This window comes from Bordetella genomosp. 12 (assembly GCF_002261355.1).
In the GTDB taxonomy this organism is placed as follows: Bacteria; Pseudomonadota; Gammaproteobacteria; order Burkholderiales; family Burkholderiaceae_B; genus Bordetella.
In genome coordinates this window covers 431,079-448,379 of sequence record NZ_NEVU01000003.1, presented here as the reverse complement: position 1 = coordinate 448,379, position 17,301 = coordinate 431,079, and the positions used below count along the sequence as shown (strand labels likewise).

General features: G+C 66.6%; 13 protein-coding genes and 1 other RNA gene. 13 read left to right on the top strand and 1 reads right to left on the bottom strand.

The features are described from left to right. Positions 1–36: 36 nt before the first annotated feature. The 12 genes from CAL22_RS14145 to CAL22_RS14095 all read left to right on the top strand — a co-directional run bounded on the left by CAL22_RS14145 (position 37) and on the right by CAL22_RS14095 (position 14,907). Positions 37–1,227, top strand: coding sequence for an MFS transporter (locus CAL22_RS14145; RefSeq protein WP_094814317.1), 1,191 nt, complete (start codon positions 37–39; stop codon positions 1,225–1,227). Further along, complete coding sequence (locus tag CAL22_RS21445; RefSeq protein ID WP_279628544.1) at positions 1,224–1,355, top strand: hypothetical protein; 132 nt, start codon at positions 1,224–1,226, stop codon at positions 1,353–1,355. The genes CAL22_RS14145 and CAL22_RS21445 overlap by 4 nt, the downstream gene beginning before the upstream one ends. A 54-nt stretch (positions 1,356–1,409) precedes the next feature. Further along, positions 1,410–4,064: a PD-(D/E)XK nuclease family protein gene (locus CAL22_RS14140; RefSeq protein WP_094814315.1), complete on the top strand. Its 2,655-nt coding sequence runs from the start codon at positions 1,410–1,412 to the stop codon at positions 4,062–4,064. Positions 4,065–4,067: 3 nt separating this feature from the next. Beyond that, positions 4,068–7,457: a UvrD-helicase domain-containing protein gene (locus CAL22_RS14135; protein WP_094814313.1), complete on the top strand. Its 3,390-nt coding sequence runs from the start codon at positions 4,068–4,070 to the stop codon at positions 7,455–7,457. Between the two features lie 72 nt (positions 7,458–7,529). Beyond that, positions 7,530–7,627: signal recognition particle sRNA small type (gene ffs / locus CAL22_RS14130), an RNA gene on the top strand. Positions 7,628–7,768: 141 nt separating this feature from the next. Further along, positions 7,769–9,838 (top strand): DNA polymerase III subunit gamma/tau, encoded by a 2,070-nt coding sequence (locus CAL22_RS14125; RefSeq protein WP_094814311.1) that lies wholly within the window; start codon positions 7,769–7,771, stop codon positions 9,836–9,838. Between the two features lie 40 nt (positions 9,839–9,878). Continuing rightward, positions 9,879–10,205: a YbaB/EbfC family nucleoid-associated protein gene (locus CAL22_RS14120; RefSeq protein ID WP_094814309.1), complete on the top strand. Its 327-nt coding sequence runs from the start codon at positions 9,879–9,881 to the stop codon at positions 10,203–10,205. 14 nt (positions 10,206–10,219) lie between these two features. Beyond that, on the top strand, positions 10,220–10,828 hold the full coding sequence (gene recR, locus CAL22_RS14115) for a recombination mediator RecR (protein ID WP_094814307.1): 609 nt from the start codon (positions 10,220–10,222) through the stop codon (positions 10,826–10,828). Between the two features lie 95 nt (positions 10,829–10,923). Further along, on the top strand, positions 10,924–12,174 hold the full coding sequence (locus tag CAL22_RS14110) for a CaiB/BaiF CoA transferase family protein (RefSeq protein WP_094814305.1): 1,251 nt from the start codon (positions 10,924–10,926) through the stop codon (positions 12,172–12,174). A 90-nt stretch (positions 12,175–12,264) separates the two neighbouring features. Continuing rightward, positions 12,265–13,305: an ABC transporter substrate-binding protein gene (locus CAL22_RS14105; RefSeq protein WP_094814303.1), complete on the top strand. Its 1,041-nt coding sequence runs from the start codon at positions 12,265–12,267 to the stop codon at positions 13,303–13,305. Then, the gene (locus CAL22_RS14100) at positions 13,298–14,107 is read left to right on the top strand and encodes an ABC transporter ATP-binding protein (RefSeq protein WP_094814301.1); all 810 of its coding nucleotides are present in this window, start codon (positions 13,298–13,300) and stop codon (positions 14,105–14,107) included. The genes CAL22_RS14105 and CAL22_RS14100 overlap by 8 nt, the downstream gene beginning before the upstream one ends. A 5-nt stretch (positions 14,108–14,112) precedes the next feature. Continuing rightward, a complete protein-coding gene (locus CAL22_RS14095; RefSeq protein ID WP_094814299.1) occupies positions 14,113–14,907 on the top strand; it encodes an ABC transporter permease in 795 nt (264 codons plus the stop codon). A 51-nt stretch (positions 14,908–14,958) separates the two neighbouring features. On the opposite strand, the gene tal is transcribed toward CAL22_RS14095, so the two are convergent. Further along, the gene (gene tal, locus CAL22_RS14090) at positions 14,959–15,915 is read right to left on the bottom strand and encodes a transaldolase (RefSeq protein ID WP_094814297.1); all 957 of its coding nucleotides are present in this window, start codon (positions 15,913–15,915) and stop codon (positions 14,959–14,961) included. 228 nt (positions 15,916–16,143) lie between these two features. On the opposite strand from tal, the gene carA reads away from it, so the two are divergent. Then, the gene (gene carA / locus CAL22_RS14085) at positions 16,144–17,298 is read left to right on the top strand and encodes a glutamine-hydrolyzing carbamoyl-phosphate synthase small subunit (protein ID WP_167383643.1); all 1,155 of its coding nucleotides are present in this window, start codon (positions 16,144–16,146) and stop codon (positions 17,296–17,298) included. The last annotated feature ends 3 nt before the right edge of the window (positions 17,299–17,301 follow it).

Genomic DNA, 17,301 nt, shown 5'->3' with positions numbered 1-17,301 from the left:
CGACGCCAGAAGATGACTCGAGACAAGCCGACCCTGATGTCCAAAACCGCAGATGCAATATCCGTGCGCACGATCGTGGCCGGCACGGTAGTGGTGCTCCTTGCCATGGGCGTGCGTGCCACCTTCGGGCTGTTCATGCAGCCCATGGGCCTGGCGCATGGCTGGGGCCGGGAATTGTTTTCCTTCGCTTTCGCCCTGCAGAACCTGGTGTGGGGCGTCTCCTGTATTTTCATGGGCATCATGGCCGACCGTTATGGGTCGGGCCGTACGATCGTCCTGGGCGCGGTGCTGTATTTTCTCGGCATGCTGGGCACCCGTTACGCCGCCGATGCGTTCACCCTGTGCTTTACGAGCGGCGTCGTGGTCGGGTTGGGGCAGGCCGGTATGACGTTTCCGGTGATTCTGCCCGTCATCGCGCGCGCCGTGCCCCCGGCCTATCGCAGCACGGCCATGGGGATCGCCAGCGCGGGCGGCTCTTTGGGGCAGTTCCTGGTGGTGCCGGGCGGGCAGTTCGCCATCACGCACCTGGACTGGACCGGGGCACTGTGGCTGTTGTCCTTGCTGGTGGCCGCCGCCATGCCGCTGGCCTGGTTTCTGCGCGGCAAGCCGCAACCGCACACGGGCGCGCAGACCTTGGGATTCGCCGTGCGCCAGGCCCTGGTGCATCCGTCATTTCATTTCCTGTCGTGGAGCTATTTCGTCTGCGGCTTTCATACGGCGTTCATCACCCTGCACTTGCCGGCTTTCGTGGCCGACGCGGGCCTGAACGCCAGTTATGGCGCGACCGCCATCGCCCTGATCGGCCTGTTCAATGTGTTCGGGTCGTTCTACGCCGGCAAACTGGGCGGGCGCTACAGCAAAAAGTGGTTGCTGGCCGCGCTGTACGGCTTGCGCGCCTTTGGCATCGTGCTGGTGCTGGCCGTGCCGCTTACCCCCTTCGTGCTCTATCTATTCTCGGCCTGGATGGGCTTGTTCTGGCTGGGCACCGTTCCGCTGACGCAGGGCCTGATCGGCGAAATCTACGGCCTGCGGTTCGCCGCCACCCTGTCGGGCATCGCCTTTTTGTTCCATCAGATCGGCAGTTTCATCGGCGTCTGGCTGGGCGGATACGTCTATGCGCATACGGGCAGCTATAACGGCGTGTGGTGGATGGGTCTGGCGTTGGCGCTGCTGGCCATGGTGCTGTGCCTGCCCGTGCGTGAGCGCGTCGTCGGAGCGCCGGCATGAGGACGCGGTGGGCACGCTGGCTCGCCGGTCTGGCGCTGGTCGCGGTGCTGGCCGTGGGTTTTGCGGGTTATCTGTCGCCGCAAATGCGGCTGAGCTGGGAGAACGTGGCTGCCTTGTGCGGCTTCTGATGCGGCATCAGGCAGGCTATCCTTCGGTTTGTCGAATTTGCCTGTGCGCCGCGCATGTCTTCTCTTGCCCAACTGCCTGCCTGCGATACCGCGCAACTCGGTGACCTGCCTTGCGCGGGCACACTGGTGCTCACCGTCAACAATCGCCTGTCGCGCCGGCTGACGCTGGAACTGGCCGCGCGCCTGCGGGCCGATCGCCAGGTCAGCGAGCTGCCGCGCATCCTGCCGCTGTCAGCCTGGCTGGCCAGCGCCGCCGATGAGTTGTCCTTCACCGCTCAGGCAGAGTTGCCGGCCTATCGGCTGGGCGGATTTGCCGCGCAGTTGGTCTGGCGCGAGGCCATCCAGCAGGAGGAAGCCGAGCGCGCCTTGCTCGATATCGATCAGGCCGCGCGGCTGGCCATGGACGCGGACATGCTGTGCGACGAATGGCGCCTGCAGGTCCCGGAACCGGCGCAAACCGACGAACACCTGGGTTTTGCCCGCTGGCGCGCACGCTATCGCCAGTTGTTGGCCGAACTCGACGCCGATGATGCCAATCAGGGCTATGAGCGCGTGTTGCGCGCCCTGCGCGCGGGCGAGCTGATCCCGCCTGAGCGCATCGTGCTGGCCGGCTTCGGCGAGTTGTCCCCGCGTTTCGCGCGCTTGCTCGCGGCGCTGGAGGAGGGCGGGGCGCAACTGCTCATATGGCGCGAGGGCCAGCGCGCGCTGGCTGAACCCGCGCGAGTGCTCGTGGCCGATCACGCCGCCGAATGGCGCGCCGCCGCCGCCTGGGCCGCGGCGCGTTTGCGGGAACATCCCACGCGCCGCTATGCCATTGTCTCCTCGCAACTGGAAAGCGAAGCGCCGTTTGCGCGCCGCGTGCTGATGCAGGCTTTGCAGGGCGCGCCCGGCGAAGCCGAGCTCCCGTTCAACGTGGCGGTCGGCCGCTCGCTCATCGAGTGGCCGGCGCTGCGCGCGGCCTTGTCCTGGTTGCAGGCCCTGGCGGAGATGGGCCGCACGGGCAAGGTGGCCGTGTCCGTGCTGGGCGCGGCCTTGCTTGCCGGGCATTGCGCCGGCGATCGCGGCGAGCGGCATGCGGTGTTGGATGCCCGCTGGCGCCGCCTGGGGCGCATCGAAGTCAGTGAAGCCGCCTGGCGCAGCGATCTGCAGTACAGCCCGCGGCTGGCCCAGGCTTGGGAGGCGGCGATGTCGCTGTGGCGCGCCGGGCCGGCACGCGCCACGTGCGATGTCTGGGCGCCGCGCATGCGCGAGGCGCTCAAGGCGCTGGGTTTTCCTGGTGAGCAGGCGGTCGATAGTGTGGGTTATCAGGTGCTGGGCGCCTTGGGTGAGTTGCTGGGCGATTTCGCGGCCCTGGCCCCGGCCGCCGGCCCTTTGAACGGCCGCTCGGCGGTGCGCCTGTTGATCAGCGCGGCGCGCGCCGGCAGCTTCCAGCCGCAGCGTGATCCCCGGGCGCGTCTGGACGTGCTGGGTTTGCTGGAAGCCGAGGGCGGCAGTTGGGATGGCGTGTGGATGCTGGGCCTGACCGACGAGGTGTTGCCCGCTTCCCCCAAGCCCAACCCTTTGCTGCCATTGAGCGTGTTGCGGCAGGCGGGTGCGCCGCGCGCCACGCCCGAACGCGAACGGGAGTGGGCCGAAAACATCTTCGAGGCCTTGCGCGCTTGCGCGCCCGAGCTGGTGGTCAGTTGCGCCGAACATGAGGGCGAGCGCGAATTGCGGCCTTCGCCCTTGATCGCCGCCGCGCCCTTGCTTGCGGCCGAAGGCGTGCAGCAGGCAGCGCGAGCCTGGCCGCAGCAAAGTCTGCTCGACGAGTCCGGGCCGCCGCTTGAAAACAAAGGCGACAGCACCGGCGGGCTGGATGTGCTCGACACGCAGGCGCGTAATCCCTTGTGGGCCTTCGTGCGGCATCGGCTGGGCGCGCGCGAGCTGGCGCCGTATGCGCAGGCGGCGGCGCAGAATGTCCGCGGGCAGTTTCTGCATCGTGCGCTGGAACTTGCCTGGCGCATGCTGCCTGATCAGGAGGCGCTGCATCTGGCCATGAGCCAGGCGCGCCTGGCCGGCTTGCTGCGCGAAGCCGTGCAGCAGGCGGCCGAAGAAGAGCTGGCCGCCTATCCTCCCGCCCTGCGCGTGCTGGAGTGCACGCGTGCGGAGTCGGTGCTGGCGCGCTGGATGGCGCTCGAGGCCGGCCGCTTGCCCTTTGTCGTGCAGGGGCTCGAAGACGATCATCGCTGGCGGCGCGGCCCGCTCTCGCTCAAGCTGCGCCTGGATCGCATGGACAGGTTGGCCGATGGGCGGGCCGTGATTCTCGATTACAAGACCGGTTCCGCGCAGGCGCGTCCGGAAGCCGATTGGTCGCGTGCACGGCCCATCAATCTGCAATTGCCCTTTTATGCCGCCGTGCTGGCCGGTGACGCGCCGGACACGCATGTGGCCGGCCTGTTGCTGGGACAGATCCATGCGCGCAACGTCGGTGCGCAAGGGTTGGCCGAAGAAGATCTGGGCATGGACGGTGTGCGCGTGGCCGCCGACAGCGAGGCCTTCGTCGGACGCAGCTGGGAACAGATTTTGGCGGGCTGGCGCGGCGCCATCGAAAACCTCGCCGACGAGTACGCCCGCGGTCATGCGCCCAACGTGGCCTGGGGCCGCGATGACCTGAAATACTGCGATGCCATGCCGTTTTTGCGCCTGGATCTGGATGTGGACGAGGCCTAAACCATGAGCGACCGCCAACCCCAGGACCATGCGGCGCGCTTGCGTGCGCTGGATCCGCAAACCTCTTTCATCGTGCAGGCACCCGCGGGTTCGGGCAAGACCGAACTGTTGACCGACCGCATCCTGGCGCTGCTGGCCACCGTCAAGCGGCCCGAGGAAATCGTCGCCATCACCTTCACGCGCAAAGCGGCCTCCGAGATGCATGCGCGGGTGCTGGAAAAACTGGCCCGCGGTAAAGGGCCCGAGCCCCAGGCCGAACATGAGCGCCGCAGTTGGTTGCTGGCGCGTGCCGCGCTCAATCGCGATGCCGAGCAGGATTGGCAGGTGCTGCGGCATCCCGCGCGACTGGCCATCCGCACTATCGATTCTTTCTGCGCCGGGCTGGTGCGGGGCATGCCCTGGCTGTCCGGGCTGGGCGGTATGCCGGAGATCACCGATGACGCCCGGGCGCTTTACGAAGCGGCCGCGCGCGCCACGCTGGCCTTGGCCGACGAGCAGGAGTCCATCGTCAACCTGCTGGCTCACCTGGACGTGGATGTCATGGCCGCCGAGCAAGCCATCTCGGACATGTTGGGTCAACGCGATCAGTGGTTACCGCTGCTGGCTCACGGCTTGGACCGGGAGCGCCTGCAGGCCCATCTGGCGCAGACGCTGACCGTGGAACTGCAGACCTTGCGCGGTCTCATGCCGCGCGGCTTCGATACCGATCTGTGCGGGTTGGCGCGGCTGGCGGCGGCGGAGCTTGCCGCGGGCGAGGACCGGCGCCTGGCCCCGTTGCAGGATTGGAATGGTCCGCTGCCCGCCGAGGCGAGCGCCTTGCCGCGCTGGCGCGCGCTGGGGCATTTGTTGCTGACGGGCTCGGGCACGCTGCGCAGCCCGAAAGGGGTCACCAAAACACTGGGCTTTCCGGCCAAGTGCGCCCACAAAGAAGCCTTTGTCCAATGGCTGTCGGGCTATAACGGCAGCGAGCCCTGGGTGGCGCGTTTGGCGTCCGTGGGCGATATGCCGGACGCTTTTTTCAGCGATACGCAATGGGACATACTCAGTTCGCAGCTGGTCACGCTGGCGCTGGCGGTCGGCCAGTTGCAGCAGGTCTTCGCCGATGCCGGGGAGGTCGATTTCATCGAGATCGCGCAGCGGGCGCAACGCGCGCTCGGCTCTGCCCATGACCCGGGCGAGCTGCTGCTTAAACTCGATGCCTCCATCAGCCATCTGCTGGTCGATGAGTTTCAGGACACGAGCCAGACGCAGATCGATTTGCTGACCACGCTCACGTCGGGCTGGCAGCCGGGGGATGGCCACACGCTCTTTCTGGTGGGCGACCCCATGCAATCCATCTACCGCTTTCGCAAGGCGGAGGTCGGCCTGTTTCTCGGCGCCACCGAGAACGGCATCGGCGAGCTGCCGCTCGAGTTCCTGCGCCTGACCGATAACTTCCGGTCGCAAGGCGGTGTGGTCGAGTGGGTCAATCGGGCCTTTGGCGACTTGCTGCCGGCCGACAACGATGCCCTGGCCGGCGCCATCCGCTACAGCGCGTCGGCCGCGTTTCATCCCGCGCTCGACGGGGCGGCGGTCAGTTTTCATCCGGCATGGGGCATGGCCGGCCTGGCCTCGGGGGAAGCCGCGGCCGAGGATATCGCCGTGGCCCTGACCCGAGCCGCGCTGGCCGAGCATGCCGGCAGCGCGCATCCGGTGGCCATACTGGTCCGGGCGCGTTCGCACCTGGGCAGTTTGTCGCGCAGGCTCGCGCAGGAAGGCATCCCCAGCCGCGCCGTGGAACTGGTGCCGTTGCGCTTGCGGCCCGTGGTGGCCGATCTGGTGCAGTTGTTGCGCGCGCTCACGCATCCGGCCGATCGCATGGCCTGGCTGTCCGTATTGCGTGCCCCCTGGTGTGGTCTGACGCTGGAGAGTCTGCAGCGCTTGTTCGGCCACGATCATCGGGCGCCGATTCCCGATTTGCTGCGCCAGGCTTTGGCCGAGCCGGTGGCCGCCTCGCCGCAGGGCGGGCTGTTCGATGCGCCGCCCGAGACCGGCAGCGGCGCGGCGCGGCGCTGCCTGTCGCCCGACGAGTACGCGCGTCTATCGCGCGTGGCGGACATTCTGCTCGATCGCGGCAACGACTCGGGCGCCTGGCCCCTGGCCGCATGGCTGCAGAACGCCTGGCAGGCGCTGGGCGGAGCCGGTCTGTACGCCGGGGTCGGAGCGGCGGCGGATGCCGAAAGCCTGTTCCAACTGGTCGAGCGGCTCGCGCCGCACGGCGGCCTGGATATCGCCGCGCTGGATACGGCGGTGGCGCGGCTGTTCGCCGCGCCTGATGTGGCGGGCGAGCAGGGTGCGGTCGAGATCATGACCATGCATAAATCCAAGGGTCTGCAGTTCGATAGCGTCATCCTGTATGGCCTGCATCGGGTGCCGCGCGGCGATCAGGCGCCGCTGGTGCGCTTTGAACACCACGAGGGACGGGTGTTGATGGGGCCGATCAAAGCCCGTGCCGACACCGAGGCCGATCCGATCTCGCGCTATCTGGGCGCCCGCGAGGCCCGCCGGGCTGCCTACGAGACCGATCGTCTGCTCTATGTGGCCGCCACGCGTGCGCGCAAACGCCTGCATTTGGTGGGCAGTGTGGCGTGCGATGAAGAAAAAGGCCCGCGGCCGCCGGCAGCCTCCAGTCTGCTGGGGCGGCTGTGGCCCTACGTCGATGCCGGCGCGGCGCCGCGGCCTGACGGCGATACGCTGCCCGACGCCGACAATCTGCCGGCCTGGCAGGGCGGGCCCTTGATGCGGCTGGATGACGCCAGCGTGGCGGCCTTGGCCGCGATGCCCCGGCGTGTTGCGCAGGTCGCGGGTCTGGCGGCCGATGCCGAACATCCTGCCTGGCAACTGGAAGCCGGCTACGAGGCCGCGGTCGGCACCCTGGCGCATGCCTGGCTGGCCCGCATGGGCGAAGAGGGCGGCGAACACTGGGACGCCGAACGTCTGCGTCAGCAGCTGCCGGCCATGCGGCGGCAATTGACGCGCGCCGGCATCCCCGACAGCCAGGCCGACGCCGCGGCCGAGGCCGTGTTGCAGACGCTGCAGGCCACGCTGGCGCACGAACAGGGGCTTTGGCTGCTACGCCAGTCGCGCGCGCGGCGCGAATGGCCACTCATCGATGCCGCCGGCCGGGTTTCGGTCATCGACCTGGCGCTGAGCACCGAGGATGGCTGGCTGATCGTCGACTACAAGACCGGCCAGGCCCAGGCCGGAGAAACGCCGGCGCATTTCGCCCAGCGCATGCGGCTGCGTCACGGCGAACAGCTCAGGCGCTATTGCGCCCAGGTCACCGCGCTGGACGGCCGCCCGGCGCGCGCCGCGCTGTATTTTCCCCGGGCTCAGGCCTGGATCGAACTATGAGGCATCGGGCCGGCCGGCGAGGGGCGCGCGGGGGCAAAGCAGGCTTTCTTCGGCTCTGATAGAATGCGTGCTGGCGGGCCCCTTCGCATGGTTCGACGGTGAACCTGGTCAGGTCGGGAACGAAGCAGCCATAGTCGTTTAGGGCCAGTGCCGGAGTAAGGCTCGCCTCCCGGTTTTCCCAAAAGGGGCGCCGCGTACGGAATGTCGGTCGTTGCACCGATTTCCCACGCGGCGCCCCTTTTGTTTCCGCCCCATGGCCGTTATCGTCGTGTTCCGTCGCCGGCTGGCTCATCAGGCTCTACAATCCCCGCATGACTTATCTGGTTCTGGCCCGCAAGTGGCGTCCGCGATCCTTCGATACCCTGGTTGGCCAGGATCACGTCGTGCGCGCCCTGACGCATGCCCTGGATACCCAGCGCCTGCACCACGCCTGGCTGTTTACCGGTACGCGCGGTGTCGGCAAGACCACGCTGTCGCGCATCCTCGCCAAATCCCTGAATTGCGAAACCGGCATCACCTCCAAGCCCTGCGGCGTCTGCCGCGCCTGCACGGAGATCGACGCCGGCCGCTTTGTCGATTACCTCGAACTTGACGCCGCCTCCAATCGCGGCGTCGAGGAAATGACCCAGCTGCTCGAGCAGGCGGTCTATGCGCCTGGCGCGGGCCGCTTCAAGGTCTACATGATCGACGAAGTCCACATGCTTACCGGGCACGCTTTCAACGCGATGTTGAAAACGCTCGAAGAGCCGCCGCCGCACGTCAAGTTCATCCTGGCCACGACGGATCCGCAGAAAATCCCGGTGACCGTGCTGTCGCGCTGCCTGCAGTTCAATCTGAAGCAGATGCCGCCGGAATCCATCGTGGGCCATTTGCAGGCCGTGCTGGGCCAGGAGCAGATCGGCTTCGAGGTGCCGGCCCTGCGCCTGATTGGCCAGGCTGCCTCGGGCTCCATGCGTGACGCTCTGTCGCTGACGGACCAGGCCATCGCCTACAGCGCCGGTAACCTGACCGAAGACGCCGTGCGCGGCATGTTGGGCACCATCGACCAGCGTCATCTGGTGCGTCTGCTGGATGCGCTGGCCGTGGGCGATGCGCGGGGCGTGCTGGCCGTGGCCGATGAACTGGCCACCCGTGGGCTGTCCTATGCCGGGGCGTTGGCCGATTTTGCCGTGTTGCTCTCGCGTATCGCGATCGAGCAGCGCGTCAGCGGATTGACCCCCGCGGATGATCCGCTGGGCCAGGACATCGCGCGTCTGGCGGCCAGCCTGCATCCTGATGCGGCACAGCTTTTCTATTCCGTTGCGGTCCATAGCCGCAGCGAACTCAGCCTGGCGCCGGACGAGTACGCCGGTTTCGTCATGGCCTGTCTGCGCATGCTGGCCCTCAACGGCGAGGCCGGTCCGGCCACGCAGATCGAGGCACCGCGGGCCGCGCCCGCCGCCAGTGCGCCCGCCTTGCCGGCAGCCAGCGCGCCGGCGATGCCGAGCCAGGCCGCGCCGGCGCCTGCCGCCGCACCCGCTGTCCCGCTTGCCACGGCCGTCACGGCCGAGCCGCGCACGCCGTCGGCGGCCCTGGCGCGCAACGCGCCTGCCGCGGCGACGGCGGTGCCGCCCTGGGAAGAAAGCCCCGAGCAGGCGGCCGAGGCCGCCATCGCGCGCGCCAGCGCCGCGCCTGCTGTCGTGACCGCGCCGCCGGCTGCGCCCGAACCCGAACCCGAACCCGAACCCGAACCCGAACCCGCGCCGGCACCCGTCACGGAGATAAAGACCGATGCGGTGGCGGCCGACGAAGCGGGCCCGCCGTCTTGGGTGGATGAAGCCATCCCCGACGATGCCGAGGGGGGCTATGCCCCCACGCAAGCCTATACGCAAGACCCGGACGACGATTTCGAAACCCTCGCCACCGACGCGGCGCCCGCGCCGGCCCCGCGCGCCGCCGCGGCGCCCCGGGCCGCGCGCGCGCCACGCCAACCGCGCTCGCGCCTGAGCGATATGTCGCCCCAGAACTGGCCGGAATTGGCCGCGCGCCTGCCGGTCACCGGCCTGGCCGCCGAACTCGCACGTCAGAGCGAGTGGGCCGGCGTGCAGGGCGATGCGGTCATGTTGCGGGTCGCCGTGCGTACGCTGGCCGAAAGCGAAAGCCGGGTGCGTCTGCAGACGGTGTTGTGCGAACATTTCGGCCAAGGCTTGCGGCTGGAGATCGAAGTCGGCAATACCGGTGATGCCACCGCGCACGCCGTGGCCCGCATCGAGCGCGCCGCGCGTCAGCAGGCCGCCGAGCAAGCCGTCGCCGTCGATCCCTTCGTACAGGCGCTGGTCAATGATTTTGGCGGACATGTCGTGCCGAATTCGGTGCGCGCCGTCGAGCCGCCGGCCGCTTGAGGCCGGCGTTTCCCCCTGATTCCCCAAGGAAGACTTCACCATGATGAAAGGACAACTGGCCGGCCTCATGCGCCAAGCCCAGCAAATGCAGGAAAACATGAAGAAGGCCCAGGAAGCCCTGGCCGACATCCTGGTCGAGGGCGCCGCTGGCGGCGGCCTGGTCAAGGTGACCATGACCTGCCGCAACGACGTCAAGCGCGTGGCCATCGATCCCAGCCTGCTGGCCGATGACAAAGACATGCTCGAAGATCTGGTTGCCGCCGCGTTCAACGACGCGCTGCGCAAGGCCGAAGCGACGTCGCAAGAAAAAATGTCTTCGCTGACCGCCGGCCTGCCGCTGCCCCCGGGCATGAAGCTGCCCTTCTGAGGCCCGCTGTCCTGATGGACAATTCGCTACCCGAACCCGAACCGCTGCTGGCCTTGATCGAGGCCTTGCGGCGCTTGCCTGGCGTGGGCGCGCGCTCGGCCAGGCGCATGGCGTATCACCTGCTGCAACATGACCTGCAAGGGGCCGATCTGCTCGGGCGTGCGCTGGCCGGCGCGGTGCAGAATCTGCGCCATTGTTCGCGCTGCAATAGCTTTACCGAAGACGAGGTCTGTCTCATCTGCGCCAATCCCAAGCGGGACGCCACGCAGTTGTGCATTGTCGAGACCCCCGCCGACCAGAACGTCATCGAGTCCAGTCATGGCTACCGCGGTCTGTACTATGTCTTGATGGGGCGCTTAGCGCCGCTCGAGGGGGTGGGGCCGCGTGCGCTGGACTTCCAGCGCGTGCTGGACCGCGCCTGTGACGGGCAGGTCCAGGAGGTCATCCTGGCGACCAATTTCACGGCCGAAGGCGAGACGACCGCGCACTTTCTGGGTGAGGCGCTGGCCGACCGCGGTCTGAAGGTCACGCGCCTGGCGCGCGGTGTTCCCGCGGGCAGCGAACTCGAGTATGTGGATGCCGGCACCATCGCCTGGGCACTGATGGAGCGCCGCGCGACCTGAGGCTTAGCCCGCGGGTCCGACTTTGCCTGACCATGACTGTTGGCCTGCTGGGCAGTCGTGGCCCATAGCCATAAACAGTCGGGTGGAAGAGACAAATGTCAGCCTTGCAAGGCATGAAGGTGCTCGAGTTGGGCACGCTCATCGCCGGTCCGTTCGCCGCACGCATGTTCGGCGAATTCGGTGCCGACGTCATCAAGGTCGAAACGCCGCCGGGTCCGGACGGGCAGGGCGGTGGCGATCCCATACGCAGTTGGCGCCACCTGCACGAGGGCAATTCGCTCTGGTGGACGGTGCAGGCGCGCAACAAGCAATCCATCAGCCTGAATCTGAAGGATCCTCGCGGGCGCGAGATCGCGCGTCAGTTGGCCCTGCAAGCCGACATCATCATCGAGAACTACCGCCCCGGTGTACTCGAAAAATGGGGCTTGGGTTACGAGGATCTGCGCGCGATCAACCCCGCCACCATCATGGTGCGGCTCTCCGGCTACGGACAAACCGGGCCCATGCGCGATCAGCCCGGTTTCGGCGCGATCGGCGAGTCCATGGGCGGCTTGCGTTATGTCTCGGGTCATCCGGATCGTCCGCCTTTGCGCGTGGGTATTTCTATCGGCGATTCGCTGGCTGCGCTGCACGGCGTGATCGGCGCGTTGATGGCGCTGCGCCACCGCGACGCCACGGGCGGGCGCTGGAACGGCAAGACGGGCGATGACTGCCAGGCCGGACAAGGGCAGATGGTCGACGTCGCGCTGTACGAGTCGGTCTTCAACGTCATGGAAAGCCTGGTGCCGGAGTACGACGTGGCGGGCGTGGTGCGCGAGCGCACGGGCGGCGCCTTGCCGGGCATCGTGCCCTCGAACACCTACACCACTGCCGATGGGCAGAATATCGTCATCGCCGGCAACGGCGACGCGATTTTTCATCGCCTGATGCTGGCCATCGGGCGCGAGGACATGGCGCATGATCCGCAATTGCTGCGTAACGGCGGACGTGCGCGCCGCGCGGCCGAGATCGACGGCGCCATCCAGGCCTGGTGCGACGGGCAGACCATCGATCAGGCGTTGGGCCGCTTGCGGGATGCCGATGTGCCGGTCGGCAAGATCTACAGTGTGGCCGATATGTTCGCCGACCCGCAGTTTCTGGCGCGCGGGATGGTCGAGCAGCATCATTTTCCGGATGGCAGCCCCGTCAAATTACCCGCCGTCGTCCCCAAAATGTCGCTCACGCCAGGCGGCACGCGCTGGTTGGGGCCGCGTTTAGGGGAACATACCGAGGCCGTCCTGAAGTCGCTGGGGTATGATGCAGCGGCGATTGAACAGCTGGCAAAGACCGGCGCAATCAGTACCTGAGGCGCTGGTAAGCGGACCGGCCCCGGAGCGGGTGGCCATGCCGGCCACCTGTCCACACGCTGCCTTGCGGCGGCACACAGGAGACAACCGATGTCAGTCACTCGTCGTGATCTGCTCAAGCTCGCCGGCGCGGCCGGTGCCATGAGCATGGCTCCGGCCATCGTTCGTGCGCAAAAACTCGAAAAGACCAAAGTGCAGATCGCCGTGGGCGGCAAGCCCCTGATCTACTATCTTCCGCTGACCATCGCTGAAATCAAAGGCTACTTCAAGGATGAAGGGCTGGATGTCAGCATTGCGGATTTCGCCGGCGGCTCCAAGGCCTTGCAGGCCGTGGTGGGCGGCAGCGCCGACGTGGTGTCCGGCGCCTTCGAGCACACCATCGCCATGCAGTCCAAGGGCCAGGCCTATCGCGCCTTCGTGCTGCAGGGCCGCGCGCCCATGATCGGCGTGGGCGTGTCGAAAAAAGCGGTGCCCAACTACAAGGGCGCTGCCGATCTCAAGGGCAAGAAAATCGGCGTGACCGCGCCGGGTTCGTCGACCAACATGGTCGTGAGCTTCTTCCTGGCCAAGCATGGCCTGAAGGCCAGCGATGTGTCCTTCATCGGTGTCGGCGCGGGCGCTGGCGCGGTGACGGCGCTGCGCAGCGGCCAGGTCGACGCGATGTCCAACACCGATCCGGTGGTGTCCATGCTGACGATGGGCGGCGATATGGAAATCATCGTCGATACGCGCACGCTGAAGGACACGCTGGAGATCTTCGGCGGCAATATGCCGGCCGGCAGCCTCTACGCTCCCCAGGCCTTCATCGACGCCAACCCCAACACGGTGCAGGCGCTGACCAATGCCATCGTGCGCGCCGACAAGTGGATACAGAAGGCCGGTGTCGACGAGATCGCCAAGACCGTGCCGACCAACTATCTGCTGGGTGATCCCGAGGTTTACAAGGCCGCCGTCAAGGCCAGCCTCGAAGGGCTGTCGCCCGATGGCGTCATTCCGGAAGACGGCGCGGCCACGGCGGCCAAGGCGCTGGCAGCCTATGCGGGCGAAATCGACCTGGCCAAGATCGATACGTCCAAGGTCTGGACCAATGAATTCACCCGTCGCGCCAACGAGAAGTATCCCAATGGTTGAAGCTGCACTTTCGCTTGAAGACATCACCTGCACCTTTGTGTCCCGTGATGACCGCAAGCAACGTTATACCGCCGTGGCCGACACCACGCTGACGATCGCTCCCGGCGAATTCGTCTCCGTGGTGGGCCCCACAGGCTGCGGCAAGTCCACCCTGCTCAACGTCGGCGCGGGCTTGCTCTCGCCGTCGTCGGGGCAGGTGCGGGTGTTCGGTGAAGTCCTCTCGGGCATCAATGCCCGGGCCGGCTATATGTTCCAGGGCGAGGCCTTGCTGCCTTGGCGTAATGCGCTGGACAACGTCATGGCCGGCCTGGAATTCGCCGGCGTGGCGCGCGAACAGGCCGAGGCGCAGGCGCGCGATTGGATGCGCCGCGTGGGCCTGGGCGGCTTCGAACACCGTTATCCGCATCAGATGTCCGGCGGCATGCGCAAGCGCGTGATGCTGGCTCAGACGCTGATCCGCGACCCGGACATCATTCTGATGGACGAGCCTTTTTCCGCGCTGGATATCCAGACCCGGCAGCTCATGGAAAACGAGGTGCTCGATCTCTGGATGGCGCGGCGCAAGGCGGTGTTGTTCATCACCCATGATCTGGACGAAGCGATTGCGATGAGCGACCGCGTGGTCGTGCTATCGGCCGGCCCGGGCACGCATCCGATCGGCGAGTTCGTCATCGATCTGCCCCGCCCGCGCGACGTGGCGGAAGTGCGCATGCATCCGCGCTTCGTTGAACTGCACGCGGCCATCTGGGGCGTGTTGCGTGAAGAAGTCCTGAAAGGCTATGCCCAGCAAAAGCGGGCCTGAAAACCATGGCTAAGTTGATCAAACCCGGCTCGGCGAGCCTGCGTTTCTGGCAGTTGTTGCTGCTGGTCGTCATTCTGCTCGTCTGGCATTTCGCCTCCCTCGACAGCAAGGTGGCTTTCTTTTTCGGCCAACCCCTGAAGGTCGCCGAGCGCATCTGGTCCTGGTTCGTGACCGACGCCGATATCTACAAGCATCTGTGGGTGACGCTGTCCGAAACCGTGCTGGCCTTCGTCATCGGCACGGTGGCCGGCCTGGGCAGCGGCCTGTGGCTGGGCCTGTCGCCCGTGGCCAGCGCCATTCTCGACCCGTATATCAAGGCGGCCAACTCCATGCCGCGCGTCATCCTGGCGCCCATTTTCGGCATGTGGTTCGGCCTGGGAATCTGGTCCAAGGTCGCGCTGGCGGTGACGCTGGTGTTCTTCATCGTCTTTTTCAACGTATACCAGGGTGTGCGTGAGGTCAGCCCGACCTTGCTGGACAACGCCCGCATGCTGGGCGCCCGGCGCCGGCAGTTGCTGCGCCACGTCTATCTGCCTTCGGCCACGAGCTGGGTTTTCTCCAGCCTGCACACCTCGGTGGGCCTGGCCTTTGTCGGGGTGGTGGTGGGCGAGTACCTGGGTTCGGCCAGCGGCGTGGGCTATCTCATCCTGCAGGCCGAAGGCACGTTCGACGTGAATACGGTGTTTGCCGGCATCGTGGTGTTGACGGCTTTTGCCCTGGTGCTCGATTACCTCGTCGGCCTGGGCGAGAAGCGGCTGATGAAATGGCAGCCGCGTTCGGGTGAAACCGAAAAGCTATAAAAAACCCCGGCTCGCGGGCCGGGGCGGGCAGGCAGGCGCGCGTGGCGCCGCTCAGGCGCTGGCCTGCTCGATCAATTGATCCAGCTTGCGCGCATCCGCCACGAAAAGCCGTATGCCTTCGGAGAGTTTTTCGCTGGCCATGGCGTCTTCATTGAGCAGGCTGCGGAAAGCGATCTCGCCGCAAGCCATGGCCGCCGGCGGCGGGCTGCCCGCTGCCGGCAGGCTGAGCTGGACCGGTACCTCGCCTTCGCTGGCATCGAGCTGGGCCAGCAGCTCGGGGCTGATGGTCAGCAGATCGCAGCCTGCCAGGGCCAGGATCTGCCCCGTATTGCGAAAGCTCGCGCCCATGACTTCCGTGTCGATGCCGTGCGCCTTGTAATACTCGAAGATGCGGGCGACCGATTGCACACCGGGGTCGTTGGCCCCGCTGCGGGCCGTCTCGTCCCACTGCGCGCCGGCGGCTTTCTTGTGCCAATCGTAGATGCGGCCCACGAAGGGCGAAATGAGCTGCACGCCGGCGTCGGCGCAGGCGACAGCCTGCACCAGTGAGAACAGCAGCGTCAGATTGCAGTGGATGCCTTCTTCCTGCAGCAGCCGGGCGGCCTGTATGCCTTCCCAGGTCGAGGCGATCTTGATCAAGACCCGCTCACGCGGCACGCCGGCGGCTTCGTACAGCGCGATGATGCCGCGCGCGCGCTCCACACTGGCGCGGGTATCGAAGGACAGGCGGGCGTCGACTTCGGTGGATACCCGGCCCGGTACGATGTCCAGGATCTGCCGTCCGAAGGCCACCAGCAGGCGGTCGGTGATTTCACTGGCGGGCGCGCCGCGATGATCGCGGGCCGCCTGGTCCAGCAGCGGGCGGTAGGCGTCTTTCTGCACCGCCTTCAGAATTAGGGACGGGTTAGTGGTGGCGTCGGTGGGGCGCAGCGCGCGCATGGTCTCGAAATCGCCAGTGTCGGCGACAACAGTGGTGTGGCGGCGCAGGGCTTGAAGCTGAGAGGGCATGGGCATCGCAGGTTGAGGGTTGATATCTGACCCTAGGGTAGCACTGGCGGCTGACTTGGGATGCATCGTGGCGCGGCGCCGGTTGCGGCTGGCTGGCGGGGTGGGGAAAAAGACGGATTGATGATATCCGCCTTGATTGGCGCGGTTTTTCACCGAAAAGAGCCGGATATTGCCCGTTCGAGGTATAATCTGAAAGTTTGATTATCGATTCTGAAACCGGGGTTCACTGTGCTGCCGCAACTTTTTCCCGAGGGGATCAACCGTTTCCCTCCTGCAATTCTGGCTTTGGCGGACGGTACCATTTTTCGGGGCGTATCGATAGGCGCGCCGGGTCATACCGTAGCCGAGATGGTGTTCAACACCTCCATGACGGGCTACCAGGAAATTCTCACCGATCCGAGCTACAGCGGTCAGATTGTGACCCTGACCTATCCCCACATTGGCAATACCGGCGTCAACGCTGAAGACGTCGAGGCCAATCGTGTCTACGCTTCCGGTCTCGTGGTGCGCGACTGCCCCGCGCGAGTGTCCAACTTTCGTGCGACCCAATCCCTGCCCGACTACTTGACGGCGCAAGGCGTGGTCGCCATTGCGGGTATCGATACCCGCAAGCTGACCCGCATCCTGCGCGAAAAGGGCGCCCAGGGGGGCTGCATCCTCGTGGGCGAGGATGCCGAGCGCGCCGTCGAGCTGGCGCGTTCCTTTCCCGGCATGTCCGGACAGGACTTGGCCAAGGTGGTCTCCCAGAAAGACACCACTTCCTGGACCCAGGGCACCTGGGAGTTGGGCGAGGGGTATACCCAGCCCGAGCAAGACCGCTTCCACGTCGTGGCTTACGACTTTGGCGTCAAGCACAACATCCTGCGCCTGATCGCCGACCGCGGCTGCCGCATCACGCTGGTGCCGGCGCAAACGCCTGCCGAGGACGTCCTCAAGCTCAACCCCGATGGTGTGTTCCTGGCCAACGGCCCGGGCGATCCCGGGCCTTGCGATTACGCCATCGCCGCCACGCGCGTCTTCCTGGAGCGCAAGCTGCCGGTGTTCGGCATCTGCCTGGGCCACCAGATCATGGGTCTGGCCGTGGGCGGCAAGACCGTCAAAATGAAGACGGGCCACCATGGCGCCAACCATCCGGTGCAGGATCTGCAATCCCAGCGGGTCTTCATCACCAGCCAGAACCATGGCTTCGCGGTTGACGCGGCCAGCCTGCCGGCCAATGCGCGCGCCACGCACATCTCGCTGTTCGACGGCACCCTGCAAGGCTTCGAGCTGACCGATCGCCCGGCTTTCTGCTTCCAGGGCCACCCCGAAGCCAGCCCGGGCCCGCACGACATCATCGTGCTGTTCGACAAGTTCATCAGCCTGATGGCCGGCCAGAAATAAAGA